The sequence below is a fragment of the Vibrio sp. 1CM24A genome, from assembly GCF_023161725.1.
GTDB lineage: Bacteria > Pseudomonadota > Gammaproteobacteria > Enterobacterales > Vibrionaceae > Vibrio > Vibrio coralliirubri.
Genome location: NZ_JALNTS010000001.1, coordinates 900,996 through 916,944, shown reverse-complemented (window position 1 = coordinate 916,944; position 15,949 = coordinate 900,996). Strand labels below are relative to the sequence as shown.

General features: G+C 45.1%; 15 protein-coding genes. 7 read left to right on the top strand and 8 right to left on the bottom strand.

Going from position 1 to position 15,949, the window contains the following annotated elements; translation table 11 throughout:
* Positions 1-39 precede the first annotated feature (39 nt).
* From MSG38_RS03840 to MSG38_RS03820, 5 genes are all read right to left on the bottom strand, one after another.
* Entirely contained in the window at positions 40-1,350 is a 1,311-nt protein-coding gene (locus MSG38_RS03840; RefSeq protein WP_248401030.1) for a sn-glycerol-3-phosphate import ATP-binding protein UgpC, read from the bottom strand.
* A complete protein-coding gene (gene ugpE / locus MSG38_RS03835; protein WP_017060566.1) occupies positions 1,340-2,182 on the bottom strand; it encodes a sn-glycerol-3-phosphate ABC transporter permease UgpE in 843 nt (280 codons plus the stop codon). The genes MSG38_RS03840 and ugpE overlap by 11 nt, the downstream gene beginning before the upstream one ends.
* A gap of 38 nt (positions 2,183-2,220) precedes the next feature.
* A complete protein-coding gene (locus MSG38_RS03830) occupies positions 2,221-3,102 on the bottom strand; it encodes an ABC transporter permease subunit (RefSeq protein ID WP_248401029.1) in 882 nt (293 codons plus the stop codon).
* 242 nt (positions 3,103-3,344) lie between these two features.
* Positions 3,345-4,637, bottom strand: coding sequence for an extracellular solute-binding protein (locus MSG38_RS03825; protein ID WP_248401028.1), 1,293 nt, complete (start codon positions 4,635-4,637; stop codon positions 3,345-3,347).
* 305 nt (positions 4,638-4,942) lie between these two features.
* On the bottom strand, positions 4,943-5,545 hold the full coding sequence (locus tag MSG38_RS03820) for a 2OG-Fe(II) oxygenase (protein WP_017071587.1): 603 nt from the start codon (positions 5,543-5,545) through the stop codon (positions 4,943-4,945).
* 388 nt (positions 5,546-5,933) lie between these two features.
* Between MSG38_RS03820 and MSG38_RS03815 the strand changes: the two genes are divergently transcribed.
* The gene (locus MSG38_RS03815; protein ID WP_248401027.1) at positions 5,934-6,722 is read left to right on the top strand and encodes an MBL fold metallo-hydrolase; all 789 of its coding nucleotides are present in this window, start codon (positions 5,934-5,936) and stop codon (positions 6,720-6,722) included.
* 130 nt (positions 6,723-6,852) lie between these two features.
* On the opposite strand, the gene MSG38_RS03810 is transcribed toward MSG38_RS03815, so the two are convergent.
* Both MSG38_RS03810 and rimK read right to left on the bottom strand, forming a co-directional pair.
* On the bottom strand, positions 6,853-7,281 hold the full coding sequence (locus MSG38_RS03810; protein WP_019824668.1) for a RimK/LysX family protein: 429 nt from the start codon (positions 7,279-7,281) through the stop codon (positions 6,853-6,855).
* A gap of 32 nt (positions 7,282-7,313) precedes the next feature.
* A complete protein-coding gene (rimK, locus tag MSG38_RS03805) occupies positions 7,314-8,219 on the bottom strand; it encodes a 30S ribosomal protein S6--L-glutamate ligase (protein WP_019824669.1) in 906 nt (301 codons plus the stop codon).
* Between the two features lie 602 nt (positions 8,220-8,821).
* On the opposite strand from rimK, the gene MSG38_RS03800 reads away from it, so the two are divergent.
* Positions 8,822-10,606 carry an SgrR family transcriptional regulator gene (locus MSG38_RS03800; protein ID WP_248401026.1) on the top strand — a complete coding sequence of 595 codons (1,785 nt, stop codon included), beginning with the start codon at positions 8,822-8,824 and terminating at the stop codon, positions 10,604-10,606.
* Between the two features lie 186 nt (positions 10,607-10,792).
* Positions 10,793-11,854: an MBL fold metallo-hydrolase gene (locus MSG38_RS03795; protein ID WP_248401025.1), complete on the top strand. Its 1,062-nt coding sequence runs from the start codon at positions 10,793-10,795 to the stop codon at positions 11,852-11,854.
* A 111-nt stretch (positions 11,855-11,965) separates the two neighbouring features.
* Here the strand turns inward: MSG38_RS03795 and MSG38_RS03790 are convergent, their stop codons facing one another.
* Positions 11,966-12,391 carry a MarR family winged helix-turn-helix transcriptional regulator gene (locus MSG38_RS03790; RefSeq protein ID WP_050649739.1) on the bottom strand — a complete coding sequence of 142 codons (426 nt, stop codon included), beginning with the start codon at positions 12,389-12,391 and terminating at the stop codon, positions 11,966-11,968.
* A 97-nt stretch (positions 12,392-12,488) separates the two neighbouring features.
* Between MSG38_RS03790 and MSG38_RS03785 the strand changes: the two genes are divergently transcribed.
* From MSG38_RS03785 to MSG38_RS03770, 4 genes are all read left to right on the top strand, one after another.
* Positions 12,489-12,980: a DUF2798 domain-containing protein gene (locus MSG38_RS03785; RefSeq protein ID WP_050621769.1), complete on the top strand. Its 492-nt coding sequence runs from the start codon at positions 12,489-12,491 to the stop codon at positions 12,978-12,980.
* 33 nt (positions 12,981-13,013) lie between these two features.
* Positions 13,014-13,319 (top strand): DUF3861 domain-containing protein, encoded by a 306-nt coding sequence (locus tag MSG38_RS03780; RefSeq protein WP_248401024.1) that lies wholly within the window; start codon positions 13,014-13,016, stop codon positions 13,317-13,319.
* Between the two features lie 206 nt (positions 13,320-13,525).
* Positions 13,526-14,290: a hydratase gene (locus MSG38_RS03775; RefSeq protein ID WP_017069213.1), complete on the top strand. Its 765-nt coding sequence runs from the start codon at positions 13,526-13,528 to the stop codon at positions 14,288-14,290.
* 189 nt (positions 14,291-14,479) lie between these two features.
* Positions 14,480-15,838: a Na+/H+ antiporter NhaC family protein gene (locus MSG38_RS03770; RefSeq protein ID WP_248401023.1), complete on the top strand. Its 1,359-nt coding sequence runs from the start codon at positions 14,480-14,482 to the stop codon at positions 15,836-15,838.
* Positions 15,839-15,949: the final 111 nt, after the last annotated feature.

The following is a 15,949-nucleotide window of genomic DNA, read 5'->3' as shown; positions in this document are numbered from 1 at the left end:
GACGCACCGTAAAAACGCATTAAATATCAGTGTACTCGATTAAGCGAGAGCCGTCGTTATGCTTGTCGTCTCTTCGCGTGACTCTTGTGAAGTAAAGTTATTCGGTTGAATACGCTTCCCACTACTGTCGAAAATATGCAGGTTGGATTTATCAATGCTTAATCCGAGTGGCAGTACTTGGCATAGTGTCGTTTCTGGCGTGACGGCGATAAAGGGTTGATCGTTCACCAGGCCATGAACCAATTGATTCGGCCCCAACGGCTCAACCACATTGATACGCAGTTCGAGAGGCAAGGTGTTCATCTTTAATTCGGAACAAACCTCAGAGTGTTCAGGGCGAATGCCAAGCGTGATAGTCGCGTCCTTAACGTGCGCGTACTCTGGCAGATACATTTGTTGATCGCCGATTTCAAGATAGCCATCATCGAGCGTGGCAGTTAAGAAGTTCATCGCGGGGCTACCAATGAAGCTTGCCACAAAGGTGCTGGCAGGCTGGTGGTAGACTTCTCTTGGTGTGCCGACTTGTTCTATTTGGCCTTTGTTGAGAACCACAATTCTATCTGCCAGTGTCATGGCTTCGACTTGGTCGTGGGTCACGTAAACACTGGTTACGCCTAGCTCGCGTTGCAGCTTTTTGATTTCTAATCTCATGTGAGCACGCAATGAGGCGTCTAGGTTAGACAAAGGCTCATCAAACAAGAACAGTTGAGGGTCGCGAACGATCGCTCGCCCCATAGCAACACGCTGGCGCTGACCACCTGAAAGCTTGGCTGGCTTGCGGTCTAGGTATTCTTCGATTTTTAGTGTCTTGGCGACTTTCTCAATCTTCTCTTCAATCACGTGTTGGCTGACCCCTCGGTTCTTTAAACCATAAGCGAGGTTTTTGTACACCGTCATGTGGGGGTAGAGTGCGTAATTTTGAAAGACCATTGCGATATCGCGTTGAGCTGGCTTTTCGTTATCAACACGGCGCCCACCCAAGTGAATCTCACCGCCAGAGATGCTTTCCAACCCTGCAATTGAACGCAGGATAGAAGACTTGCCGCAGCCCGATGGGCCAACCAATACAAGAAATTCACCCTTTTCGATATCAAGCGAGACATCTTTCACTGCACGATGACCGTTCTCATAAGTCTTTACCAAGTTTTTGATGCCTAACATGGTAGGTGCTTTGTGCGTATGGTTGTGAGTAGCTTGGGTGTGCCCTAACGTTTGTTTTAACTTTGGCATCGGGGTGTCCTCTGTATTTTTATGGATAGCTTGGTGAGAAGGCAGGTGAGACATCTTGTACTCAGCGAATGATTGAATGCGGTTATCGTTCATTTGATTTATGTCGTTATTATTTTTCACTTTCTACTAGCCCTTTTACAAACCAACGCTGAAATACAACCACCACTAAAACGGGTGGCAACATAGCTAAAATCACCATGGCAAAAACATAGTCGTAGCGCGGTAAACTGGTTTCATTGATGTTGTTGAGTACTTGTTTGATGCCCATCACGATGGTGTTGTAGCCTTCGTCCGTGGTCATCATGATTGGCCATAGATATTGGTTCCAACCCACTACAAACATGATGATGAAGATCGCGGCAATCATGGTTTTAGACAGTGGCAATAAGATGTCGACAAAGAATCGAAACGGACCTGCGTTATCTAGCTGAGCTGCTTCTAACAATTCATCGGGGATGGTTTTGAAGAACTGCCTAAAAAAGAACGTCGCGGTGGCTGAGGCGATCAAAGGCAGAATTAAACCTGTGTAGCTATTAAGAAGCCCAAGCCCAGCGACAACCTCATAGGAAGGGATAATACGCACTTCTAATGGCAGTAAAAGCGTCACGAAGATCAACCAGAACCAAGCTGTGGCATAAGGCAACCTGAAGTAGACCAAAGCATACGCGGCCATCATCGAAATGATGATCTTACCGATCGCAAAACCTAACCCCATGATCATTGAGTTGGCGATCATTTTGCTGGCGGTGACTTCGCCACTGAAGCCCATGCTTTTGTTCCAAGCTTCGCTATAAATGGCCGTAAAGTTATCGCCCGGAAGCCATTGCAGGCCTTCGCTGACAATGGTGTTCGGGTTATGCGTTGAGCTGGCGAAGATTAGCCAGATAGGGACCAACATGAACAGCATCCCAGCAATTAGAATTAGGTGGTCAGAGACCTTATTACTTTTCATAAATAACTCCTGTCGCGTTAAAACCTAGCTGTGATGGGCTAGTAATGAACACGCTTTTCTACAACGCGAAACTGGATAAATGTAAGAGTGAGCACCAGTAACAACAACACAACTGACTGCGCAGAGCTGCCGCCTAAATCTGCGCCAACAAACCCGTCTCGATACACCTTGTACACCAACGACGTTGTGCCGCCACCCGGGCCGCCATTGGTCATGGTGTCGATCACGCCAAAGGTTTCAAAGAACGAGTAGGTGAGGTTGATGACCAGAAGAAAGAAGCCTGTAGGTGCGAGTAGCGGGAAAGTAATGGTCCAGAAACGTTTTGAGTCGCTGACACAATCCAGCATCGCCGCTTCTTTTACGGCGTAAGAGATCGATTGAAGCCCAGCCAGAAAGTAGATGAAATTCACCGAAACCTGTTTCCACACCGAAACCAGAATCAGAGCAAACGTGGCATCTAAAGGGTCGGTTTGGAAGCTAAAGTCCCAGCCAATAACCGCAAATATCTCGGTAAACACGCCAATGTGTGGGTTAAACAAGAAAGCACCGATTACGCCTGCAATCGCAGGAGCAACCGCGTAAACCCAAGTAAGCGTGACCTTGTAAGCGCCTTGTCCGTGAATGATGTTGTCTGCTTTAACCGCGAGCAGCAGCGCTAAGGCAAGCGATAAGAAAGAGATCACGATTGCGAACATTAAGGTGAAGCCAATCGAGTTCAGATACTCGCTCGATTCGAACAGCATTTGATAGTTCTCGAACCACACGAATATCGATGAGGTGCCCCAAGGGTCTTCTAGCATGAAAGACAGGTAAACCGCCTTGGCCGCTGGGTAGATAAAGAAAACCGCAATGATGAGTATCTGAGGCGCCAAAAATAGGTAAGGCAGCGGAGAGTGAAAGAATTGCTGACGTCGTTCCACAGGGTAATCCCCAAAAATTAGTGACTGTTATCACTGTTAGTTACGGTGAGCACTAGCGCTATAGCAAAGGAATGCATCCAGTTGAGTTGTAGTTTTTGGAGCAAGAAATGGCGCTAGTGAAGAATCTCCTCACTCCTTGCCATTACGTTTTTAATGACGCAGTGACAAGTGGTGAGGAGCAATGAACAGCTTTGGGTTGTTAAGCCTCAAGCTCAGTAATCTGCTTTGGTTAAAAAGCTAAATTAGTTCATCGTACGAGCGAAGCGTTTCAGCAGTTTGCTGCTCTCATCTTCGACTTTATCTAGGCTGTTCTCGACGCTAGAGCGGTCGGCGAAGATATTGTCGAACTCACGATGCATCACTTCACGAATTTGAGGGTAGTAACCTAAGCGGTAGCCCTTAGTCCACTCGCCCGATTTTAGGCTTAGCTGCTTTACGCCCACTTCTGCGTCTGGTTGTTCATTGTAGTAGCCAGACTCTTTCGCTAGCTCATAGGCAGCTGTTGTTACAGGTACATAGCCAGTGGTTTTGTGCCAATAAACTTGAGTTTCAGGTTTAGTCAGGTAGTCAAAGAACGCTGCGACACCTTTGTCTTGCTGTTGGTCATGGCCATTGAGTGCAAACAGAGCTGCCCCGCCAATGAAGGTTAAGCCCGCATCCGGGTTAACTGATTTCCAGTATGGAAGGTATGTGGTGCCGAGTTCGAAAGGCACGCGGTTACGTAAGCCACCGAATGAGCCTGAAGAACCCATCCACATAGCCACTTCTTGTCGCTCGAAAGGGGTTTGGTTTGCATCCCAGTCGCTGCCGTAATACTTGTAGTAACCTAGATCTGACCACTCTTTCATCTTGCTAACGTGCATCATCATGTCTTTGGTGTTGAACATGATTTTAGTGGATAGGCCGTCGTAGCCGTTGTTTTGATCTGCGACCGGTAGATTGTGGCGAGACTTAAAGTTCTCGAACATGATCCACGGTGTCAGAGATTGAGAAAACGCGATGTGTCCTTCTGCCTTAAGCTTCTTAGCAACGATTTCTAGTTCTTCATAAGTTTTAGGCGCCTCTGCACCGACTTCCGCAAGAAGATCTTTGTTGTAGTAAAGAACCGGTGTCGAACTGTTGAAAGGCATACCAACCATCTTGCCTTGGTTGTCGGCATAGAAGTTACGAACGCCCGCTAGGTAGTCGTTTGAATTAAAGTTGTAACCCGACTCAACCAGAATATCCTGTACCGGTTTGGCGACGTCTTTCGCGTTCATGATGGTTGCTGCGCCTGCATCGAAGACTTGTAGAATATTGGGTGCTTCACCTGCTCGGTATGCCGCGATACCGGCTGTTAAGGTCTCTGTATATGAACCCTTGTAGATTGGCGTGATCTGGTAATCATCTTGTGATGCATTAAAGTCGGTCGCAATTTTGTTTACTGTTTCTCCAAGCTGGCCGCCCATTGCGTGCCACCAAGTGACTTGAGTCGTTGCGAACGCTGGCATTGCCGCTGTCGCAGAAAGAACGCCTGCCAAAATTAGCTTATTCATCTTCGTTTCCTTTTGGATGAAATCGATGTCGAGGTATTGGATTAGAGTGTTAACGAGACGGTAGGGGTGTCGTTTGAAGCTATCTTGAACAGGGCGTATTTCACTTAAGTGGCTAAACCGTTTCACTGATATGAAAGATTCATTTCGATTTGGTTTAAGAGAAAAGTTATTGATGATTTTGATATTTATTGCATGCGGTTTTTAAGAGGTATGTTATCCAATGCTCGCTCAATATTTGTTCAATAAAAAAGCCTCTCTAAGGAGAGGCTTTGAATAAGCTAGAGCTTGTAATAATTGGCTTTGTTCTAGTGTGCGATATCGAGTTGGTTGTCTTTCACGCCGTTAATACGGAACCAACCTGCAATACTGAATCGCTCTGTGTTTGTCGGCAGTACCTCGTGTGGGAACTGTTCAGATAAGAACACAAATAAGCGGCCTGACTTTGGTGGAATGGTCGCGATGTGATTGTCTTTTAGATCGTAAACCACAAGCTCACCTGCGTCTTCTTCTGTCCATTCGTCGTTCATATAGAACACAGTGGTCAGGCGGCGGTTTTCATTGCCCTTGAAACAGTCTAAGTGCTTCTGGTAGAAGTCGCCTTTTTCGTATTTAGCAAAGTGCGCTTCGTACTCGAACAGACCCAAAAAGAACGCTTGGTTTGCCGCTAAACGAATTTGTTCCATTTTGTCTAGGAACAGAGATGCTGGCTGACCCATATCGCGGCGCACCCATTGAATCTTGTCACTACGGATGGTCGACTCTCGCGTTACTTCATCGTTACGGCCAATCCTAGCCTTTTTCCAGTTCTCTGGAATGCAATCCCTCAATGCCACCACTTCTTCTTGAGTTAAGAAGTCATCCCAAACGAAATAACCTTGGGTAGAAAGAGCATCGATTAATTGGTTCATGTATAGCACTCAGACAATAAATTAGAGGCGCATATATAGTCCTAATAACTCAGGTCAACAAATCACATGTTTTGTCGTTACGATAAATGGTGTTGGCAGCTTGAATCGCAAGGCCTGTAGAGTAAGGTTTAAGGCAATGTGGGCATTCGAGAATGCTGATAAATATCAGATGAAATTGATGGCTATCTTTGGAATCTGTTCCCATTTGCACTAAGTTGAATTGGATTTGAGTAACGTTGGATTTGAGCAATTTAGTGGATTCCAATAGAAATCTTGATTCGGGTTCTCTATCCGGTTTTAGGTTGTTGTTTTTAACAAAATGATCACAATCGAAGTTGGATTTGCTATTGTATAGGTCTGACCAGTTGTTTTATCACAAGGAGCGGTTTTGCAGCTGCATACCATCAAAGGCTATATCCAAGACATGTATCTCGTAGAGTACCCAGATAGGTTGCTGTTACTTGATGGCGCGTGCCGTGCGGATATACCCCATCTTAAAGCTTTCATTGAAGATGATCTTGGCCGTGAATTTAGCGACCTACACACTGTGGTTGTGACGCACATGCATCCCGATCATGCTGGCGCTGCGCATAAGCTCAGAAAGCTTACTAATTGTCATTTGGTGGCAGCAAACCGAGATAAAGACTGGTATCACGGCATTGATGGCATTTTGATGCACCTGACCGACTTAGCGCTTGCTAGGTGGATGGCGAACCGCTTGGGAAAACCGAAAGCGAACTTGTGGTATTCAAGGAAATTAAAGCCTGATTACAAGCTTTTAGATGGGGATAGCATTCCGGGATTTGATGATTGGTTAGTTCTAGAAACCCCGGGTCATACCGACCGTGATCTCTCGGTCTATTGCCCATCACACAGCGTGGCTTATGTGGCCGATTTAATGGTTGAGGTTAAGAAGAAGCTGATTCCGCCGTTTCCTATCTTTCACCCTAATAAGTATCGAGCGTCTGTATCGCGCATTTATGACATGCAGCTCGATACCTTGCTGGTGGCGCATGGTGGCCAAGTCGATTTCAGTCAGAAAGCTTTTGAACATCTGTTAATGAGTGCGCCAAGAAGGCCTGTTACGCATTGGCGAGTGACTAAAATCAAAACCAAGAAATTACTGTTATCGATTTGGCTATTTGGTTTTCAATCTCATGGTAAATCTAAGAAATAGATCAGAAGTCTGAATGCAAAGCCGTGTATTCAGAGCTGAAAGTAGAAATAGAAAAATAGATAGCAATAAGGCCAGTCATGAGACTGGCCTTATTTAGTTATAACCTGTGGAGCGGTTACGATGACTCTGATTAGTGAGTCAGCAGGAATTCACCCGCTGGATCAACAATCACTTTGTCACTCATGCCTTGACGACCAAGCAGCATCATATAAGTCATATCTTGACGGTTGCTTAGCGTGATATCGATAGGCCATTCCTGACCGCCGATTTTTAGCATGGTTTCAATCACACAACGGTGTTCAACTTCGCCGTTCGATGATTTGATTCTTTTACTTGTTTTCAGCTTCGCTTTGCAGCGCACTGTCTCTTCTAGGTGGTAAACGTCTGGGTGAAGATCGAATTCAACGAAGTTCTCACCGTCTGTTTTTACACATAGTAAATTGTCTACGTGTAGAGAAGAGGTTTTAGCCCCTGTATCAACACGTGTATGTAGTCCAGTTATCCCTAACTCTGGTAAGCAAAGTGCTTCTGTATTCCCTATGATCATTTTATTGTTCATGTCATTTCCAATCATGAGTTAACGGCGTTAAATCAGCCTTTGCCACGAGTACGGTTAGCGTTTGGTTTTGCATTTTTTTCGATGAATTCGAAAATCATGTCTGCTACATCTTTACCTGTCGCTTTCTCGATACCTTCTAGGCCAGGAGAAGAGTTAACTTCCATTACAACAGGGCCATTCTTAGATTGTAGAATATCAACACCACATAGGTTTAAACCCATGATTTTCGCAGCATTGATTGCTGTAGCGCGCTCTTCTTTGGTTAGTTTAACCAGTTGAGCTGTACCGCCACGGTGCAGGTTAGAGCGGAATTCACCCTCACCAGCTTGACGTTTCATCGCTGCAATTACTTTGTTGCCAACAACAAAACAACGGATGTCTGCGCCATTTGCTTCTTCAATGAACTCTTGAACCAAGATGTTCGCTTTTAGGCCCATGAATGCTTCGATAACGCTTTCTGCTGCTTTGTTTGTTTCAGCTAGAACCACACCGATACCTTGAGTACCTTCAAGAAGCTTGATAACCAGTGGCGCGCCACCTACGTTTTTGATCAAGTCTTGAATCTTGTCTGGGCGGCTAGCGAAACCTGTTTTTGGTAAACCAATACCTTTACGAGACAACAGTTGTAGTGAGCGCAGTTTGTCGCGAGAACGACTGATTGCAACTGACTCATTGATACAAAAAGTGCCCATCATTTCGAATTGGCGAACAACCGCAGTTCCGTAAAAGGTAATGGAAGCGCCAATACGTGGAATAACAGCATCGTATTGAGGTAGCTCTTCACCCATGTAGCGAATCTTCGGATTGTTACTCGCGATATCTATATCACAGTGCAGCGTGTCGATAACATCGACCTGGTGACCACGTGCTTCTCCAGCCGCTTTTAAGCGAGAAGTAGAGTATAGATTTTCGTTGCGAGAAAGAATTGCGATACGCATGGCGTTTCCTTAGTTAATACCTGATTGGTAACTGCAAATAAATTAGTTGTTAGCTGAGCTTTCAGTTTTTCTGAGGCTCCTTGCTTGCTTCGGGGCGAACCTTAAGGCTTTTCGTTTAACTAAGAAAACGAATTAAATTTGTCGAGTCGACAACAGAAATTTATCGAATGCGTGAGCGATTGGTACAACTGGGTTGAGAGGGGATTTGGAATGGAAAAGCGAGTTGAGACCTAACTCATATTGGGGGTAGGAGCATATTAGGATGTACTCAACTCGCGTTAACTCGGTGCTTAAAAGTGTACTAATAACGCCAGTTACATAGCTCTATAAGTGTTCGTAGTGCTTCTCTTTCGAGCTTGCTACAGGTGCTTTTTAGCTTATTAAGATAGTATTTTCTCATGATGATTACTTCTCTTGTATTAGGCTTTGGTGGGAACTCAAAGTTCCTTGCTGACCTATGAATTATGGCCATTTAACAGGAAGCAAAAAACAGACGGTTTTTTGGTAAGTTGTTCCTGTTTTTGTCTTTTATCGTCACTTAAAGACAAATGTGTTTTATAATCGGCTTTATGAGGAAGGGTTGTTTCTAAAAGGTTCATTATTTGTCTGATCTAAACATGATGCGTTACTACACTCGGCTGGATTCGTTCGAGCCAAACATCTCACACTCGGTGACTTTGACTGAGGTGGCAGACAAGCTGTTTACCAGTTTGCGCCATGCACGAACCTTACTCGGCAAGATGCATCAGGCTGAATGGGTGGTGTGGGAGCCAAAAGTTGGCAGGAATCAACGTTCAAACCTGACATTGCGCTTTAGCAATCAACAACTGACTCAACATGTTGCCAGCAAGCTTATAGAGCAGGGTAAGTACGAAAAAGCGCTCTCTATTTTGGATAATGACCGCGCGGTGTTTGGCTCTCTTCTCCAAGAAACATCCGGTGCGACGATGCGCGAAGGGTTACTGCACGTCCAATTAACCTACAAACGTAAGTTCGAAGACCTGTTTCCGCATCATATTCATCGTAGTAGTGAGCGATTTTTGATCAGGCAAGTGTTCAGTTGTTTAGTGACTTGTAATGGCAAAGGCGAGTTGAAGCCTGAACTGGCGCATCATTGGCAATATGATGCTGAAAAGCTCGTTTGGACTTTTTATCTGCGCCCGGGACTTACTTTCCATGACGGGCAACCTGTGGATGCTAAGCAATTAGTTTCGATGTTTTCTGCGTTGCAAACCTTACCTTTCTATCAGACAGAGCTCGCCCATGTCGCTTCGGTTTACAGTGAGCAGCCATTGAGGATCAGCTTTCAACTCACCAAAGCAGATACCGGCTTTGCTGGTTTACTTGCTGGCGTTAAATATTCGATTCAACCCGCAGCGCAAGTCACCCGTGAACCGTCTCCATTAAGTTCTGTGTCCCACGCTGTTATTGGAACCGGCCCATTTAAAGTGGTTGAGACCAACAATGAACGAATCAAACTCGCCGCATTTGAACACTATTATGGTTGCCGCTCGTTAACCGATGAGGTGACCATCTGGCAGTTTGAGGAATCAATGACGGGCACTGCTCGATTCGATGATAGCCAAATGCACGTATCGCCCTATGAAGATTCTTCTTGCTTCCATCAATTAGGCAAAAGCGATGCGGAACTTGTTTCAGCAGACACAGACGGCCTTCGTAGCCGAGTCGAGGATGGGTGTCTGTTTATCCTATTCAATCAGAACTCAGCGGCTAGCCCACTAAATAATGAGCAGCGCAAATACCTTTCAGAACTGACCAACCCACAAGCGATTTTGTCTCAGCTGGAACACAACAAGGGTTTGTTTAGTGTCTCTTTAGCTCAAAATATACTGCCAAGTTGGAAGAAATTGTATCGAACGCCTTCGAAAGAAGCACAACTGCCGAAAAAGATGAGCATTGCGGTTTACGACTATTATGCGTTGTATCGATGTGCGATTTGCGTATCCGACATACTCAAACGATATGGTGTGGAAGTTGAGGTGAACACCTACAGTTTTCGAGAGTTGGCGCAGCTGTCTCAGAGTAGAGAGTTAAAGGAGGACTTGGTGTTGTGTAACCTCAACCTCGATGATAATGCCCCGTCTTCGCTGTTCTCTTGGATGATGAACGATCCTGTTTTGCACTCTGCTTTAGGAGAGATGAACAGCGATTGGCTCAAGCAGCGCTTGGATAGTCATAAAGCATCCGTGGAACTGCCTAATTACTTGGCAGAGCTAGAACCTATCGCGTCTACTCTGATCTCAGATTATTGGTTAGTGCCTATGTTCCATCACTTACAGACCGTTCGTTTCCAAGGGATTCTGAAAAACGTAGCCATCACCAACTGGGGATGGCCAGATTTCAAGAATGTATGGTCTGCTGATTAACCTTTCTTACTAGCTAAATAACTAAGTTAATTCGTTTTCAAAGTCGGTTTCTCCAAAATCGACTTTGGCACGCTCACGTCTAGATAAATTAAAATTACACTCTTCGGTTTACTTTTTTGTTTTGGTATGTAAACTAGTCGGTGTAGTTTATGTGTTGGGTCTATCCCAACCGATGAAGAGATACCAATGAAAAAATATCTATTACCGATTTTAGGAGTACTTGCCGTGGTCGCTATCGTAAGCACAGGTTCACAATCAAACGACAATCTAGATAAGCTTCCAAAGAAGTTTGCTAACAGTGAGTTGGAATACAAATCGGGTATGTCTGATATTTTTTCAATCTTGAAAGCATACGTGACTGTGGAAAGAAACGAGCCAGTGCCGCGCGCTGCATTGCCTTTGATTCCAATGACAGCTGAGCAATTGATCGAAGAACAAGACGACGTTGCTTACCGCTTAGGTCACTCAAGCGTGATGATGAAGCTGGATGGCAAGTTAGTGATGACTGACCCTGTGTTCAGTGATCGAGCATCACCAGTGCAATGGATGGGACCAAAGCGTTTTCATCCGACACCAATCACACTGCAAGACCTACCCGATATTGATGTGGTGGTGATCAGCCACGATCACTACGACCATTTAGACAAAGGTGCCGTTAAGGTGCTCGCCGACAAAGTGGGGACGTTCTTAGTGCCATTAAGAGTTGGCGCACTATTGGAAAAGTGGGGCGTGGATAAAGGGAAGATCATCGAATTGAATTGGTGGGAATCAGCAACAGCCTCAGACATTGAGTTCACGTTGACGCCGACACAGCATTTCTCTGGACGTGGCTTGCTTGATCGTGACCAAACACTGTGGGGTAGCTGGGTGATTAACGCTTCAGACAAAAAAGTCTTCTTTAGCGGTGACTCTGGTTACTTCAAGGGCTTTAAAGAGATTGGCGACCGTTTTGGGCCGTTTGATTTAACCATGGTTGAAACGGGTGCGTATAACTCACTTTGGGCGGATATTCATATGTTCCCAGAACAGAGTGTTCAGGCACACATTGATCTGCAAGGTAAGGTGATGATGCCAATCCACAACAGTACCTTCGACCTTTCTATGCACGATTGGCAAGACCCAATGGAACAAGCACTGGCGATAAGCAAAGAGCGAGATGTACAAATGGTAAGCCCTGTGATGGGTGAACGTTTGGTGATCTCAGAGCCGGTACCTGTTCAGGCATGGTGGAAACTAACATCGAATTAGAGTTGTCATCCCAATAGGCATAGCTAAACCACTAAGCAGTACAAGCCAACTTATACAAAAAACGCCACCGATCTTACGATTCGGTGGCGTTTTTTCGTTTTATTTTGAAGATCAGCTTTCTAAGTTCTGCGCCATTTTCTTCGCAATTTTTCTGAATTGCTCTAACTCGTCTTCGGCCATGCCTTTGGTCATTTTCTTCAGCATGTCTCGATCGATATCCGAGACCTTACTCATGATCTCTTGACCCTTATCAGTCAGAACCAATAACTGGCTGCGCTTGTCTTCCGGGTTCGGAGACTTTTTCACAAGTTCCTGATTGATCAAGGCATTAATAAGCCGAGTGACCTGTGCTTTATCACGATCTAGGAAGTGTGCGATATCGATAGCGGTACATGGAGACTTCTTAGTAATGATCTTCATGACACGAATGTTCATAGGTGCGATCTCTGAGTCTAAGCTCTCAATCTGTTCGCTCATTTGACGTTTCAAAGAGTGCACTAGACGAAAGATTGATTCTAGCGATGTGTTATCAGACATAAACGATCCTTAGAAATATAGTTGACATTATCAACTACTGTATTTATAGTTGACATTATCAACTTAATTGTTCGTAAATTCAAGACAGGAAATAGATATGACGATTCAAGCAACTCTAACGCCAACTCTTCCTGAGCAAAAAGGCACACCGGTTTTATACAAAATTTTGGTCATGATGAGCTTAATGCTAACGATTGGCGGCAGTTTAACGGCCGTGATGACTTACATGAATGTCGGATTCGGCGAGGCATTTATTGGCAACTGGCTTTCTTCGTTAGCCCTTGTTGTCGTGATCATGATGCCAATGGGCGCGGTGATGATGGCTTTAGTTACCAAAGCCGTTGCTAGAGTGTTCACAACTTATGGCGAGAAAGTTCGCAACCTGATCGTAGGACTGATCATGGCATTCATTATGGAGTCCATGATGGCATTTGTAACAGCGGCAAATAATATTGGATTTTCGGATACATCGGCGTTTACCAGTGGATGGTTTAATGGATTTATTGCCGCGCTTCCTATTGGCCTTACGATCATGGTCGTAATGTCGATGACGGTTAAACCTAAGCTAGAACGATTCATGAAGAGCTAGCCAAAACATTTCACAGCATTGTAGGAGATCCACATGAAAGCATTTACAGGCAAACACAATAACTACCGCATCACTATTGAAGAAGTGAGCGTTAAAGAAGACCGCGAACTTGAAACCATGCAGTTTGAAATTGAAGACAGAGAAAACTTGTTCGCGATTGTTGAGAAGATCAAACAAGACAGCGGCTTAGATGAGCAATCAGCAGCACGACTGGGTGTGAGTATCCGCTTACTCGGCCCATTGATGATGCAAGATAGAAAGCATCCTCTGTTTGTTAATTTTATGCCTCACTTCAGAGACTTCATGCAAAACCTTAAGAAGACCTTGAAAGGGCAGTAAAGCCTAATCATCAGTAACACATCGAAAAGCCAGTAACGAACTTACTGGCTTTTGTTGTCTTTAAATCAAAATAATTTCAGTTGTTTGCGTCTAGAATATGCGAAAATTGATGGCTGAATTTTCGGTGTAGCACCGTTGTTGAATTGTCTATTCAAGCTTTAAGAAATCCGATATTATACTGGTCATAAAACTAAAGGTGATATTATATGACAAATGTATTTAAGCAAGCAGCTGAAGAACTGTTGAGTCGTCGCGTTGCTGGCACCAAAGCACCAAGATTGGACGAACAGTACCGTCCGAATAACTTGGAAGATGCGCTAAAGATCCAATCTTCAATGATCGATTTGAAAAGCGATAAAGTCGGCGGTTGGAAGTGCTTACTTCCTCTGGCTGAAGACAAGTTTGTTGTTGCGCCAATCTTCTCGGGCAGCGTTCAACAAGGCGAAGTTTGTGAACTGTTTGCAGACAACGATGTAGTGCGTGTTGAGCCTGAAATTGCATTTACTCTTGCTAAGAGTCTGCCTGCAAACCAAGAAGGCTACAGCGAAGAGCAAATCAACGAAGCGATTGGTTCTTGTCACATGGCACTTGAGTTAATGCAGTCTCGTTTTGCGGATGACAGCGGCGCTGAGTTCTATGAAAAACTGGCCGATGGCCTAGTAAACCAAGGTCTATTCATTGGCCCTGAGATTGATCGCGAAAAAGCGTTCACTTCTGCAGAGATCAGTATTGAAGTGACTCAAGGCGAGCAAGTTCAAGCATTCGACGGTAAGCACCCGAATACACTGCCACCAAGCCCAATTTACTGGCTGATTAACTACATGACGCGTCGTGGTGTCGATTTCCAAGCGGGTGAAGCTATTATCACGGGCTCTTACTGCGGTATCGTGGAAATGGAATTCGATAAGCCAACGACCTTCCACTACGAAGGCATTGGCGAATACCAAGTGACGTTCAAGCAGAAACGCTAACTTCTAGCGGCGCACTATCTGTTATCGAAAGGCTGTTTACTGATGAGTAAATAGCCTTTTTTATTACGTGATGCTCAATAGGGTTCTTATTACTTTGCATTAAATTAGGCGTTTAGACGTCTAGACGTTGACAAGTTCTAAGTGTGACATTAGTCTGCTCTCCTTCCTGTTCTATTGTGTTGTCGTTCCATGTCCAATTCAAAAAATTCTAACGCGGTAATTGCCCCTTCAGCAGTGGCGCTTATCCCTCTGATCGTTTTCCTTGCGCTGTTTATTGGCGTGGGTACATACCTGTCGCTACAAGGCGTCGATTTTGCTTTCTATCAGCTTCCAGCTCCGATTGCGGCTCTTCCTGCCGTGATGTTAGCGCTGCTATTGAGCAAAGATAAATTGAACCGTGCGATCGAGCAGTTCTTGGGTGGTGTGGGTCACAAAGACATTATTGCAATGTGTATGATCTACCTATTGGCGGGTGCTTTTGCTGCTGTGGCTAAAGCTTCTGGTGGCGTGGACGCGACGGTAAACCTTGGTCTATCTGCTATCCCAACGAGCATGATCCTACCGGGCATCTTCCTTATTTCGGCGTTCATTGCGACGGCAATGGGTACTTCTATGGGTACTATCGCTGCGGTTGCTCCTGTTGCACTAGGTATTGCTGACTCAGCTGGCATGAGTATTCCTCTAACCGCTGGCGTAGTGCTAAGTGGCGCTATGTTTGGTGATAACCTTTCAATCATCTCTGATACCACGATTGCCGCGACTCGCTCGCAAGGCTGTGAGATGAGAGACAAGTTTAAAGAGAACATCCGTATTGCACTTCCTGCTGCACTTATCGCGATTGTTATCTTTGCTTTCAACAGCACGGCGACTCAGGTACCTGAAACGGGCCCAATTGAATGGCTGAAAGTCCTTCCGTACATCACTATTCTAATCCTTGCGGTATCGGGCATGAATGTGTTCGTTGTGTTGACGATTGGTATCTTGCTAGCGGGTGGAGTGAGCCTAGGTTCTATTGAGAACTACGTTATGACGGATTACGCTCAAGATATCTACGCAGGCTTTGGCAACATGCAAGAGATCTTCTTACTGTCGATGCTGATTGGTGGTTTGAGTGAGCTGATGCGTCGCCAAGGTGGATTAGCGTTTCTGACTAACTTAGTGAGCGGTTTGATTCGTGCATTTGGTTCTTCTCACTCTAAGCAAGCGAATGGCCGCGCAAGTGAGCTAGGCATTGCAGGATTAGTATCAATGGTGAACCTATGTACGGCAAACAACACGGTAGCAATCATTGTTTCTGGTAGTGTGGCTCGCCAATTAGCTGAAGAGAATGATGTATCTCCACGCCGCTCTGCAAGCTTATTGGATATCTTCTCGTGTGTGATTCAAGGCGTACTGCCTTACGGTGCTCAGGTGTTGCTATTGGGCTCTGTGTTTAACCTATCGCCGCTAGAGATCGTGTCTAACTCTTACTACTGTTTCGCGCTTGCAATCGTGGCTGTAGTCGCTGTGTTTATTAAACACCCAGCGCGTAAAGTGGCTAACGCTTAGTAGTAATTGACCAAACTGAGTGATCACTGGCTCTAATAAGAAGGCTCCGAAAGGGGCCTTTTTTGCGCCTGAACGAATTGTTTGGAAGCTAATTCTGATTTGAATATAGAC